The organism is Pseudonocardia hierapolitana, assembly GCF_007994075.1.
In the GTDB taxonomy this organism is placed as follows: domain Bacteria; phylum Actinomycetota; class Actinomycetes; order Mycobacteriales; family Pseudonocardiaceae; genus Pseudonocardia; species Pseudonocardia hierapolitana.
This window is the reverse complement of sequence record NZ_VIWU01000001.1, coordinates 487,596-500,090: the sequence shown is the minus strand read 5'-3', so window position 1 is coordinate 500,090 and position 12,495 is coordinate 487,596. Positions and strand designations below refer to the sequence as shown.

Here is a 12,495-nt window from a genome sequence, read left to right as displayed (position 1 = left end):
CAGATAGTTCCTCCCAGCTTGCCGCCGGCATCGGCGGCCGAGACGGGAGGGAGTTGTAGTGGACACCGGCGATACCGCTTGGATGCTCGCCAGCTCAGCGCTGGTGCTGCTGATGACACCTGGCCTGGCGTTCTTCTACGGCGGAATGGTCCGTAGCAAGAGCGTCCTCAACATGATCATGATGAGCTTCTCGGCCATGGGGCTCATCGGCGTGTTGTGGGTGCTCTACGGATACTCCGTGGCGTTCGGCAACGACGTGGGCGGCGGCCTGCTCGGGAACCCGGGCGAGTTCGCGGGCCTGCAGGGCACGTTCGGCGGCACCTATCTCGCCACCGACGGCGGTCCGCCCGTCGACATCCCGCTCGTCGGCACCATCCCCGCCACGGTCTTCGTGGCGTTCCAGGCGATGTTCGCGATCATCACCGTGGCGCTGATCTCCGGCGCCGTCGCCGACCGCATGAAGTTCGGCGCGTGGCTGCTGTTCGCCGGGCTCTGGGCCACGGTCGTCTACTTTCCCGTCGCGCACTGGGTGTTCTCCTTCGACGGGGTCACCGCGGAGACGGGCGGCTGGATCGCCAACCAGCTCAAGGCCATCGACTTCGCGGGCGGCACGGCGGTGCACATCAACGCCGGTGCGGCGGCCCTCGCGCTCGTCATCGTGCTCGGCAAGCGCAGCGGTTGGCCGAAGGAGCCGATGCGCCCGCACAACCTCACGTTGGTCATGCTGGGCGCGGGCCTGCTGTGGTTCGGGTGGTTCGGGTTCAACGCGGGCTCCGCGGTGGCCTCGAACGGGATCGCAGGCATCACCTTCGTCAACACCCTCGTCGCCACCTCGGCCGCCATGCTCGCCTGGCTGCTCGTCGAGCGCATCCGGGACGGCAAGCCGACCAGCCTCGGCGCCGCCTCCGGTGTCGTCGCCGGTCTGGTCGCGATCACCCCGTCGTGTTCGGCGGTCTCGCCGCTCGGCGCGATCGCGGTCGGTGTGATCGCAGGCGTCCTCTGCGCCCTCGCGGTCGGCCTGAAGTTCCGGTTCGGCTACGACGACTCGCTCGACGTGGTCGGCGTCCACCTGGTCGGTGGTCTCGTCGGCACGCTCCTCGTGGGCTTCTTCGCCACCTCGAGCGCGCCGGCGGCCGTCGACGGTCTCTTCTACGGTGGCGGCTTCGACCAGCTGTGGCGCCAGGCCGTGGGTGCGATCGCGGTGCTGGTCTACTCGTTCGTCATCTCGCTCGTGCTCGGATACATCGTCAAGGCGGTCACCGGCGGTGGCCGGCTCACGGCCGAGGCGGAGGCCACCGGCATCGACGAGGTCGAGCACGCGGAGACCGGTTACGACTTCTCCAGCCACCGTAGCCTCGCCGGCATCGGCTCGTCGCGGCCCGCGGCGAGCGCCCCCGCACCCGCGGAGCAGGTCCCTGCGACCGCAGGCAAGGAGAGCTGACCCATGAAGCTGGTCACGGCGATCGTGAAGCCGTTCGTCCTCGAGGACGTCAAGGGTGCGCTGGAGCAGATCGGTGTGCTCGGCATGACGGTCAGCGAGGTGCAGGGCTACGGCCGGCAGAAGGGCCACACCGAGGTCTACCGGGGTGCGGAGTACTCCGTGGACTTCGTGCCCAAGGTGCGGGTGGAGGTCGTCGCGGACGACACCACCGCCGACAAGGTGGTCGACGCCGTCGTCGAGGCGGCGCGCACCGGCAAGATCGGTGACGGCAAGGTGTGGGTCACCCCGGTGGAGACCGTGGTCCGGGTCCGCACGGGCGAGCGCGGGGCCGACGCCATCTGACGTCCGTTCCACAGCATGGTGGCTTCGCTCCGGCTCCACCGGGGCGAGGCCACCATGCTGCCGTTCTGGGCAACCCCAGTGGCAAGAGGAGATACCGGTAGTGGGTGCCGTGGCCGTGGCGTCGGGGGACGCGGAGGACCTGGCCCGAGCGAAGGCCGTGCTGCTGGAACAGGGCACCGGCAAGCGCAGGCTCGGCCCGGAGGCGCTGCGCACGGCGCTGGTCGACCTGCACGATTTCTGGCTCTCCTCGCGGGCGGCCGCGATCGGGCTCACCGACCGTGCCGCGCTCGTCGCGGTGGGGGCGCTGGGCCGCCGGGAGCTCGCGCCGTGGTCGGACCTCGACCTGGTCCTGCTGCACGACGGCCGCAAGGACATCGAGCGGCTGGCGCGGGACCTGTGGTACCCGCTGTGGGACGCCGGGATCGGGCTGGACCATTCCGTCCGGACCCCCGGTCAGGCCGTGCAGGTGGCCGCCACCGACCTGCGCGCCGCGCTCGGGCTGCTCGAGGCCCGGCACATCGCGGGCGATCCGGCGCTCTCGGAGAAGGTCCGCGCCGCGGTGCGCCAGTCGTGGCGGGCCGGGATCCGCGGACGCTTCGACGAGCTCGCCGACACCGCCCACGAGCGCTGGCGCAAGGTCGGCGACGTGGCGCACCGGGTGGAGCCCGACCTCAAGCACGGCCACGGCGGCCTGCGCGACATCCAGCTGATCGACGCGCTCGCCGCGGCCCAGCTCGTCGACCGGCCTGCGGCCGACGTGCAGGCGGCGCGGATGCTCCTGCTCGACGTCCGCACCGAGCTGCACCGGCTCGCGGGCCGGGCCCGGGACGTCCTGCACGCCCAGGATGCCGACGAGGTGGCGGCCGCGCTGGAGATCTCCGATCGGTTCGAGCTGGCGCGCGCACTGTCCGGGGCGGCCCGGTCGGTGGCGTTCGCGGCCGAGGTCGGGCTGCGCTCGGCCCGCAACGCGCTGCCCAGGCGCGGGCTCGCCGCGCTGCGCCGCCCGCCCGTCCGCCGCCCGCTGGACTCCGGCGTGGTCGAACACATCGGCGAGGTGGCGCTGGCCCGCGACGCATCGGCGGCCCGCGACCCCGCCCTCGTGCTCCGGGTGGCCGCCACGGCCGCCCGCACCGGCCTCCCGATCGCGGCCGGCACACTGCACCGGCTCGCCGACACCGCCCCGGAGCTGCGGGCGCCGTGGCCGCGGCCGGCGCTGGGCGAGCTGCTGTCGCTGCTGGGCACCGGCCGCCCGCTGGTCGACGTCGTGGAGTCGCTGGACCGCACCGGGCTCTGGGGGCGGCTCTTCCCCGAGTGGGGCGCGGTGCGCGACCTGCCGCCCCGGGACCGGGCGCACGTGTGGACCGTCGACCGGCACCTCGTCGAGGCGTGCGCGCAGGCGGCGAGGCTCACCACGCGCGTCGCACGACCGGACCTGCTGCTGGTCGGCGCACTGCTGCACGACATCGGCAAGGGCCGCGGGGGCGACCACTCCGAGGTGGGGGAGTCGCTCGCCGTGCAGGTGGGGCGGCGCCTGGGTTTCCCGGAGGCGGACGTCGCCGTGCTCGGCCGGATGGTGCGCCACCACCTGCTGCTGCCACACACCGCCACCCGCCGCGACCTGGAGGACCCGGCCACCGTCACCCGCGTCGTCGACACCCTCGACGGGGACGGCCTGCTGCTGGAGCTCCTCGAAGCGCTCGCCGAGGCCGACGCGCTGGCCACCGGCCCCGGCGTGTGGAGCCCGTGGAAGCGGGCGCTCATCCACGACCTCGCCAACCGCTGCCGGGCGGTGCTCGCCGGGAAGGCCCTGCCCGGCCCCACGCCCCCGACCGCGGCCGCGGCCGAGCTGGCCGGCACCGTCGAGGCCGACGGGCGTGCGCAGGTGCGTCTCGACGAGGGCGACCCCGCGGGCGTCGTCGTCGCCGTGCCGCACCGCATCGGTTCGCTCGCCGCCGCAGCGGGGGTGCTCGCCCTGCACTCGCTGGAGGTCCACGCCGCGGAGCTCGCCACGCTCGGCGGCGTCGCGGTGTTCACGTTCACCGTCTCGCCGCGGTTCGGCGGCCTTCCCGACCCCGCCCTGCTGCGCTCGGACCTCACCCGCGTGCTCGACGGCGGCCTGCAGCTGCCCGAGGCGCTGGCCCGCAAGGAGCGCGACTACGCCCCGCGCGGCCCCGCCGCGGATCCGCCCGCTCCGGCCCGGGTCCTCTGGTTCGACGACGAGGCCACCGGCGCGGTCGTCCTCGAGCTGCGCGGCACCGACCGGATCGGGCTGCTGTACCGGGTCGCGGCCGCGCTGGAGGAGTGCGGGGCCGACGTGCGCTGGGCGAGGGCGTCGACGCTGGGCGCCTCCGTCGTCGACGCGTTCGGCCTGGCCGGCGCCGGCGGCGAGGGCACGCTCGGGCGCGCGGAGCGCCGGCGGATCGAGAAGGCGGTGCTCACCGCCGCCGGCTGATCGCGCGCGTTCCCGAGGCAGGGGAATGGCAAACATGATCGTGGTCACGGGACCACCCGGTGGGTGAACGGAACGAACCGCCCGAACCGTACGTTGGTCAATGCGTGACCACCGCGACACCGCCGGTGCGGCTCGCCCTGCCGGGACGCACGCTGCTGCTGGTGGCCGGGATGCCGGGGGCGGGCAAGTCCACCCTGCTGGCGAGCCTGCCGGCTGCCGAGGGGCTCACCGTGCTCGACTCCGAGGCGTACCGCGCGGCGCTGCGACCGATCGCACGTGGGGTGCCGTACGCCGTGCAACGACCGGTCGTGCACCTGATGCACCGCACGGCCGTGGTCGGGGCGGCCCTCTCGGCCACCCCCACGGTCGTCGTGCACCTGCCCGCCACGCAGCCGAGCACCCGCGCCGCGATGGCCCGCCTCGCCGCCGCCACGGGGCGGGAGGCGCACCTGTTGTGGCTGCAGGCCGACGCGGCCGAGGCCCGGCGCGCCCAGTACGAGCGCGGCCGGGTCGTGCCGGAGGCCTCGTTCTGCGCCCACGCCCGGCACGCCGAGCACACCGCGGCCGAGCTGGTCGGCAACCCTCCGCCCGGGTGGCGCAGCGTCACCGTGCTCGACCGGGCGGCCGCGCGCGGGGGCCTGCGCCTCGACACCGGCCCCGCGCCCGAGGCGGCTAGCCCTGTGCCGTCGGCAGCACGATCAGCTGCGCGACGTTGAGCCGGGCCGGCGCTGCGGCCGACCACGCGATCGCCTCCGCGACGTCGCTCGCCGGGATCGGTCCGACCTGCTGCCGGATGTCCTCGAGGGTCGCGCGGCCCTCGGCGTCGAGCATCGTCTCGCCGAGCTCGCTCTCGGTGATCCCCGGCTCGACGGCGCGCACGCGCACCCCGCGCGGGCCGAGCTCGAGCCGCAGCCCGCGCGTCAGCGCCGCCACGCCCGCCTTCGTCGCGCTGTAGACGGCGTAGCCGGGGAAGACCTCGTGGCTCGCGATCGAGCCGACGTGCACGAGGTCGGCGGGCCTGCCCTCGGCGGCGGCCGCGAGGAGGTCGTCGACGAAGGCCTTGCCGGTGTGCAGCAACCCGGTGACGTTCGTGTCCACCATCGCCGACCACTCGGCGGGCTCTGCGGTGGCGAACGGGGCACCGTTCATCACGCCGGCGTTGGCGACGACCAGGTCGGGCCGGCCGAGTTCGGCGCGGATCGTGGTTGCGGCGCGGGCGAGGCTCGCCGGGTCGGTGACGTCGGCGGGGACGGCGATGCCGTCGATCTCCTTCGCGAGCGCCTCGATCCGGTCGGTGCGGCGCGCGAGCACCGCGACCTTGGCACCGCCCGCGGCCAGCGCCCGCGCGGTCGCGGCGCCGATCCCGCTGCTGGCTCCGGTGACGACGGCGATGCGTCCGGTGAGGTCGAAGCTGGTCTGTGTCATGGCATCGAGCCTGCGAGCCGGGACGCGGGCCCGGGGAGGCCGTGTGAAGAGGGGTAGTCGCGGGGCCACCCCTCGCTGCGCGGAGCCGCCTACCGTGGGACGCATGCCGAACCTCCTGGGCGAGTTCCTCCGCGCCCGCCGCGAGCTCACGCGCCCCGAGGACCACGGCCTGCCCGTCGGCCGCAGGCGGGTGCCGGGTCTGCGGCGGGAGGAGGTCGCGATGCTCGCCGGCATCAGCGCCGAGTACTACCTGCGTCTGGAACGCGGGCGGGACCGGCACCCGTCGGCGCAGGTCGTGGAGGCGCTGGCCCGCGTGCTCGACCTCGACGACGAGTCGACCGCCTACCTGGCCTCGCTCGCCACACCCGCGCCGCGACCCCCGCGGCGCTCGCGGCGGGACCCGGAACGGGCGGCACCGGAGATCGTCCGGCTGCTCGACGCGATGCCCGGCGTGCCGGCGTTCGTCATGGGCCGGTGCATGGACGTGCTGGCCCACAACCGGATGGCCGAGCTGCTCTGCGGCGGCGCCCCCGGCGACGGCAACATCGTGCGGCACGTGTTCCTCGACCCCGCCTCCCGTGACCTGTACCCGGACTGGCCCGACGTGGCGGCGGAGACGGTCGCCGCGCTGCGGTCGTCGGCCGCGGACGCTCCGGACGATCCACGGCTGGTCACGCTGGTCGGCGAGCTCTCGGTGAAGAGCGGGGAGTTCCGCAGGCTGTGGGCGCGCCACGACGTGCGTGGGAAGGCCGCGGGCTCCAAGCGCATGCTGTCGCCCGCGGTCGGCGAGGTGACGGTGCGTTGGGAGACCTTCGCCGTGGCGAGTGCCCCGGGCCAGCTGATGATCGCCTACTTCGCCGAGCCGGGGTCGCCGTCGGCGCAGGCGCTGGCGGCCCTGCAGGAGCTCGCGGCACGCCAGTAGGGTTGTAGAGGTGTTCGACACCCTCTCCGAGCGCCTCAGCGGCACCCTTGCCAACCTCCGCGGCAAGGGGCGCCTCTCCGACGCCGACATCGACGCCACGGCGCGCGAGATCCGCATCGCGCTGCTGGAGGCCGACGTCGCGCTGCCGGTGGTCCGCAACTTCATCACGCGGGTCAAGGAGCGGGCGAAGGGCGCGGAGGTCTCCGGTGCGCTGAACCCGGCCCAGCAGGTCGTCAAGATCGTCAACGAGGAGCTCGTCGCGATCCTCGGCGGCGAGACGCGCCGCATCCGGCTCGCCAAGGAGCCGCCGAGCGTGATCATGCTCGCCGGCCTGCAGGGTTCCGGCAAGACCACACTCGCGGGCAAGCTCGCGCACTGGCTGAAGAACCAGGGGCACACGCCGCTGCTCGTGGCCTGCGACCTCCAGCGGCCCAACGCGGTCAACCAGCTGCAGATCGTCGGAGAGCGGGCCGGCGCCACCACGTTCGCCCCCGAGCCGGGCAACGGCGTGGGCGACCCGGTGGACGTCGCCCGCCGCGGCATCGCCCACGCCCGCGCCAAGCACTACGACATCGTCATCGTCGACACCGCGGGCCGACTCGGCGTCGACGAGGAGCTGATGCGCCAGGCCGCGGACATCCGCGACGCCGTCTCGCCGGACGAGACCCTGTTCGTCGTCGACGCCATGATCGGCCAGGACGCCGTGGCCACCGCCGAGGCGTTCCGCGACGGCGTCGGCTTCACCGGTGTCGTGCTCACCAAGCTCGACGGCGACGCCCGCGGCGGGGCGGCCCTTTCGGTGCGCGAGGTCACGGGCGAGCCGATCCTCTTCGCGTCCAACGGCGAGAAGCTCGCCGACTTCGACGTCTTCCACCCCGACCGGATGGCGAGCCGCATCCTCGGGATGGGCGACCTGCTCACGCTCATCGAGCAGGCCGAGCAGGCGTTCGACCAGGAGCAGACCGCCAAGGCCGCCGCCAAGATCTCCACCGGCGAGCTCACCCTCGAGGACTTCCTCGAGCAGATGCTCGCGGTCCGCAAGATGGGCCCGATCGGCAACATCCTCGGCATGCTGCCCGGCGCCGGGCAGATGAAGGACGCGCTGGCCCAGGTCGACGACAAGCAGCTCGACCGGCTGCAGGCGATCATCCGCGGCATGACGCCCGCCGAGCGGGCCGACCCGAAGATCATCAATGGCTCGCGCCGGCTGCGCATCGCCAACGGCTCCGGGGTCGCGGTCAGCGAGGTCAACGACGTCGTCAACCGGTTCTTCGAGGCCCGGAAGATGATGAAGCAGATGGCCGGGCAGTTCGGTTTCGGCAGCCGCAGCGCCACGAAGAAGCAGAACAAGGGCCGCAAGGGCAAGAAGGGCAAGGCGAGGGGGCGCGGGCCCACACCCGCGCGCGCTGCCGGGCTGCCGTTCGGGGGCGGCGGGATGCCGGACCTGTCCGGGCTGCCGCCGTCGCTGCGCGAGCTCCCGCCGGGCCTCGACCAGCTGCCGCCCGGGTTCGACCCGAGCAAGTTCAAGTTCCCCAAGGAGAAGTGAGCGAGCTTGCGAGCGAACCATCGGCGCAGCGTCTGCGCGAAGCGCTGACCGAGCGCAGCGAGGGAGGGGCTGAGCGTTGTACCGGCTGCGCGGGGTGCTGCTGCCCGGCGAGGACACCGTCGAGCTGCACGTCGACTCGGCGGGCCGGTTGGTCGAGCCGGTCCCGGGCGCGGAGACCCTCGTCGACGGCGGCTTCATCGTGCCCGGCCTCGTCGACGCCCACTGCCACATCGGGCTCGGCCCCGGCGGCGGCGTCGAACTGGAGGAGGCCGACGCGCAGGCCCGCATCGACCGCGACGCGGGCACCCTGCTGATCCGCGACTGCGGCTCGCCCATCGACACCACGCCCCTGCAGGCCCGCGACGACCTCCCGGAGATCATCCGCGCGGGGCGGCACCTGGCCCGCCCCAAGCGCTACATCCCCAACATGTCGCTGGAGCTGGACGACCCGGCGCTGCTGCCCGACGTCGTGGCCGAGCAGGCCGCCGATGGGGACGGCTGGGTGAAGCTCGTGGGCGACTGGATCGACCGCGGCGTGGGCGACCTCGCGCCGCTCTGGCCCGACGACGTGCTGGTCGCGGCCATCGACGCGGCGCACAAGGCCGGAGCACGGGTCACTGCGCACGTGTTCGGCGCCGCCGCGATCCCCGGCCTGGTCCGCGCCGGGATCGACTGCATCGAGCACGGCACCGGCCTCACCGACGACCTCATCGCCGAGATGGCCGAGCGCGGCACCGCGCTCGTGCCCACGCTGATCAACGTCGAGAACTTCCCGGGGATCGCCGACCAGGCCGCCAAGTACCCCGCCTACGCCGACCACATGCGGCGCCTGCACGCCGGCGCGTACGAGACGGTGCGCCGGGCCGTCGAGGCAGGGGTGCCGGTGTACGCGGGCACCGACGCCGGTGGCGGCATCGACCACGGCCGCCTCGCCGACGAGGTGATCGCCCTGCACCGGGCGGGCCTGTCCGCCACCGACGCGCTCGGCGCCGCCAGCTGGGCCGCCCGGTCCTGGCTCGGCCGTCCAGGGCTGGAGCTGGGTGCCCGCGCCGACCTCGTGGTGTACCGCAGCGACCCCCGCGCCGATCTGTCCGTGCTGCACGAACCCGCCCTCGTGATGCTGCGGGGCCGCCCGGTGCATGCCAGCGCCTAGCGTTCCCGCCGAAGTCGCCACAGATCTCGACGGCCCAGCTGCGCATCGGGCTCGCGGCGGGGACACCAGTGGCGTGTCACGCAGCTGTGTCCGGGCAACTGGTCCAGGGTGCGGATCGGTGCGTCGATGGCGGAGCGGGTCGTGGGTCGGGGCGTGGCGCCGGCAGACGTGGACGGCCACCGTCGTGGCCGGGCGGGCGAGCGGTCGCCGATTGTGATCGTGCACGTCTCGCGCCGATCAGGTCGGACGATCGGGTGTGGGACGGCCCCGGGGTCGTCGCCGCAGCGCTGATGTGCGGCTCGCGCGGAAGTGTGTCGGGGGCTCCGACCGGGTGACGATCCGGCCGGTCGCGTCGCGGTGGGCGGCAGGCGGGCGGCGCCCTCTGCGGCGGGCCGGTAGCGTCGGGGGCGTGGGAGCGGTGCACAGGGACGGTCGACCAGGCTCTGAGGAGCCCGGACCCGGCTCCGGAGGCGAGGACGCGGCCGCGCACGCCGCCGCGGCACAGCACGCGGCCGACCCCGCTGGGGGAGCGCCGGTCGAGCCCGACCCCGGAGCCGACCCGACCCGGGGTGCTCCCACTTCCGAGGACCCGCCGGTCGGTCCCGCGCAGGGTTCAACGTCGGGCGCCGTCCCGGCATCCGGGCCCACGGCGTGGGATCCGCCGGCCGCCGGCGTCGCACCCGCTCTGCCGGCCGAGGAGGAGGCGCCCACCACCGTCGGGGTGGCCGCGAGTCCGGCCCCGCCGCCGGTGGGGTCTGCGCAACAGGCCGGTGCCCCATGGCCGCAGCCGGGCTACGCGGCATGGCCGCCTCCCCCCGCGCCGGGGCCGCCGTACCCGCAGGGCGCCTACCCGCCGGGGCAGGCGTACCCGCAGGGTTCCTACCCGCAGGCGCAGCCGTACCCGCCGGGGCCGTACCCGCCTGCCGCGCCGTATCCCGCACCGTCGATCGGCCGGCAGTCGGGCCCCCGGAGCTCGTGGGGTGCGCCGTCACCCGTCCGCAAGCACCGCTGGGGGCTGGGGGCCTACCTCCTCGCGGAGGCCGTGTTCCTGCTCACGTCCGCGCTGATCGGGATCGTCCTCGTGGGCGATGCCGGGCCCACCGCGACCACGCTCGCCATCGCCCTCTCCGTGCCCACGGTGCTCGCTGCCTCCACGGCCCTGCTGATCACGTGGGTGCGCGGCAACGGGCCGATCGTGGACCTCGGTCTCGTCTGGTCGTGGCGCGACCTCGGCATGGGGCTCGCATTCGGTTTCGGCGGGCTGGCGCTCACCATCCCGGCGTCGATCGTCTACGTCGCGATCGTCGGCGAGGACGCCACGTCCGCGGTGGGCGACGTGTTCGGCGGGATACGGGCCGGCCCGGCACTGGCGGCGTTGGTGCTGGTCATCGTCGTGTTCGTCGCGCCGATGTGCGAGGAGATCCTCTACCGGGGTCTGCTCTGGGGCGGGATCGAGAAGATCGCGGGCCGCTGGGTGGCGTTCGCCGTCAGCACGCTGCTCTTCGCGATCGCGCACTTCGAGTTCACGCGCACGCCGCTGCTGCTCGTCGTCGCGATCCCGATCGCCATCGCGCGCCTGTACACGGGCCGGCTGCTCGCGAGCATCGTCGCCCACCAGATCAACAACCTGTTGCCGGGGATCGCGCTCGTTCTCGGGCTGCTGGGCGTCTTCCCGATGACCTGACGCCCCGGCATGCTCACGCGTCTGGCAGAATGGCCGATCGGTCCCGTGGCAGGCCCTCTACCGTGCCGCGGACACACACGCCGAGGAATGCGCAGCCCGTAACCCCACGCGAGCCGCGCGGACTCACCCGAAACACACGATCCGCGAGGAGCACCGACCAGCGTGGCCGTCAAGATCAAGCTGATGAGGCTGGGCAAGATCCGCCAGCCGTACTACCGCGTCGTCGTTGCCGACGCCCGCACCCGCCGCAGCGGCCGGGCGATCGAGACCATCGGCAAGTACCACCCGAAGAACGACCCGAGCCTGATCGAGATCGACTCGGAGCGTGCGCAGTACTGGCTCGGCGTCGGTGCGCAGCCCACCGAGCCGGTGCAGCACCTGCTCGAGATCACCGGCGACTGGCAGAAGTTCAAGGGCCTGCCCGGCGCCGAGGGCACCCTGAAGCCGCAGCCGGAGAAGGTCGACAAGCTGGCCCGGTTCCAGGCCGCGCTCGCCGCGGCGAACGAGGAGCCCACCACCGAGGCCACCACGCCGAAGAAGAAGAGCGAGCGCCGCGCGAAGGGCGAGGCCGAGGCCTCCTCCGAGGCCTCCGCAGAATCGTGAGTGTCCTCGCGGACGCTCTCGAGCACCTCGTCCGGGGCATCGTCGACCACCCGGACGACGTGCAGGTGGAGCTCGTCACCACCCGCCGCGGACGCACCCTCGAGGTCCGGGTGCATCCCGAAGACCTCGGCAAGGTGATCGGCCGCGGTGGCCGTACCGCCACCGCCCTGCGCACGGTCGTCGGCGGCGTCGGTGGCCGGGGCGTGCGGGTGGATGTCGTCGACACCGACCGGTAGCACCGAGTACCTCGTCGGGATCGCCGTGCGGGCCCATGGCTTGCGCGGCGAGCTCGTCGTGGACGTGCACACCGACTCACCCGACGAGCGGTTCGTGCCCGGGGCCTCGCTCATCGCCCAGCGGCCGGGCGAGCCTGCGGGCACGCTGACCGTCGAGTCGGCCCGCCCGCACTCGGGCCGACTGCTCGTGCGGTTCACCGAGGCCGCCGACCGCGACGCCGCCGAAGCGTTGCGCGGCACGCGGCTCCTCGTCGCGGCCGATGCCATCGCGCCGCCCGAGAACGACGACGAGTTCCACGTCCACCAGCTGGAAGGCCTGCGCGCCGAGCTGGAGGACGGCACCGTCGTCGGATCGGTCCGTGAGGTCGTGCACGGCCCCGGTGGCGACATGCTCGTCCTGGCCCGTCCGGAACGCTCCGACGCGCTGGTGCCGTTCGTACTGGCGATCGTGCCGACCGTCGACCTGGCGGCCGGCCGCGTGGTGCTCACCCCGCCCGAGGGCCTGCTCGACTGACCGGGCGCCCGCGCCCGCTCGCAGAACGCGCCGTGCCCGAACGCCGGACTCACCCCCGAGTCGGGACATTTCGGTACGGCGATTCCGGCGTCTCGGCACGGTGAGTCCGGCATCTCAGTGGGTGAGCCGGGCGCTCCGGCGCGCGGCGGCCGACGGCGCAGCGTGCTGTACGCCGTA

12 protein-coding genes are annotated in these 12,495 nt (G+C 74.0%); 11 read left to right on the top strand and 1 reads right to left on the bottom strand.

Translation table 11 applies throughout. The annotated features are described in order from the left end of the window. Positions 1 to 58: 58 nt before the first annotated feature. From FHX44_RS02430 to FHX44_RS02415, 4 genes are all read left to right on the top strand, one after another. Positions 59 to 1,441 (top strand): ammonium transporter, encoded by a 1,383-nt coding sequence (locus FHX44_RS02430; protein ID WP_147253952.1) that lies wholly within the window; start codon positions 59 to 61, stop codon positions 1,439 to 1,441. Between the two features lie 3 nt (positions 1,442 to 1,444). After that, the gene (locus FHX44_RS02425) at positions 1,445 to 1,783 is read left to right on the top strand and encodes a P-II family nitrogen regulator (RefSeq protein WP_147253951.1); all 339 of its coding nucleotides are present in this window, start codon (positions 1,445 to 1,447) and stop codon (positions 1,781 to 1,783) included. 100 nt (positions 1,784 to 1,883) lie between these two features. Continuing rightward, positions 1,884 to 4,235: a [protein-PII] uridylyltransferase gene (locus FHX44_RS02420; RefSeq protein WP_246170170.1), complete on the top strand. Its 2,352-nt coding sequence runs from the start codon at positions 1,884 to 1,886 to the stop codon at positions 4,233 to 4,235. 104 nt (positions 4,236 to 4,339) lie between these two features. Further along, a complete protein-coding gene (locus FHX44_RS02415) occupies positions 4,340 to 4,951 on the top strand; it encodes an AAA family ATPase (protein ID WP_147253950.1) in 612 nt (203 codons plus the stop codon). Here FHX44_RS02415 and FHX44_RS02410 read toward each other — a convergent pair. Then, positions 4,908 to 5,660 carry an SDR family oxidoreductase gene (locus FHX44_RS02410; RefSeq protein ID WP_147253949.1) on the bottom strand — a complete coding sequence of 251 codons (753 nt, stop codon included), beginning with the start codon at positions 5,658 to 5,660 and terminating at the stop codon, positions 4,908 to 4,910. The genes FHX44_RS02415 and FHX44_RS02410 overlap by 44 nt on opposite strands. 103 nt (positions 5,661 to 5,763) lie before the next feature. Between FHX44_RS02410 and FHX44_RS02405 the strand changes: the two genes are divergently transcribed. From FHX44_RS02405 to rimM, 7 genes are all read left to right on the top strand, one after another. Further along, positions 5,764 to 6,582, top strand: a complete 819-nt coding sequence (locus FHX44_RS02405) for a helix-turn-helix transcriptional regulator (RefSeq protein ID WP_147253948.1) — start codon at positions 5,764 to 5,766, stop codon at positions 6,580 to 6,582. Positions 6,583 to 6,592: 10 nt separating this feature from the next. Continuing rightward, positions 6,593 to 8,128 (top strand): signal recognition particle protein, encoded by a 1,536-nt coding sequence (gene ffh, locus FHX44_RS02400; RefSeq protein WP_147253947.1) that lies wholly within the window; start codon positions 6,593 to 6,595, stop codon positions 8,126 to 8,128. Positions 8,129 to 8,204: 76 nt separating this feature from the next. Continuing rightward, positions 8,205 to 9,281 carry an amidohydrolase family protein gene (locus tag FHX44_RS02395; RefSeq protein WP_212612297.1) on the top strand — a complete coding sequence of 359 codons (1,077 nt, stop codon included), beginning with the start codon at positions 8,205 to 8,207 and terminating at the stop codon, positions 9,279 to 9,281. Between the two features lie 409 nt (positions 9,282 to 9,690). Continuing rightward, positions 9,691 to 10,965 carry a CPBP family intramembrane glutamic endopeptidase gene (locus FHX44_RS43045; RefSeq protein ID WP_246170169.1) on the top strand — a complete coding sequence of 425 codons (1,275 nt, stop codon included), beginning with the start codon at positions 9,691 to 9,693 and terminating at the stop codon, positions 10,963 to 10,965. 162 nt (positions 10,966 to 11,127) lie between these two features. Next, a complete protein-coding gene (rpsP, locus tag FHX44_RS02385; RefSeq protein WP_147253946.1) occupies positions 11,128 to 11,568 on the top strand; it encodes a 30S ribosomal protein S16 in 441 nt (146 codons plus the stop codon). Beyond that, positions 11,565 to 11,804: an RNA-binding protein gene (locus FHX44_RS02380; protein ID WP_147253945.1), complete on the top strand. Its 240-nt coding sequence runs from the start codon at positions 11,565 to 11,567 to the stop codon at positions 11,802 to 11,804. Before rpsP ends, FHX44_RS02380 begins: the two co-directional genes overlap by 4 nt. Further along, positions 11,782 to 12,318 (top strand): ribosome maturation factor RimM, encoded by a 537-nt coding sequence (gene rimM, locus FHX44_RS02375; RefSeq protein WP_147253944.1) that lies wholly within the window; start codon positions 11,782 to 11,784, stop codon positions 12,316 to 12,318. The genes FHX44_RS02380 and rimM overlap by 23 nt, the downstream gene beginning before the upstream one ends. The last annotated feature ends 177 nt before the right edge of the window (positions 12,319 to 12,495 follow it).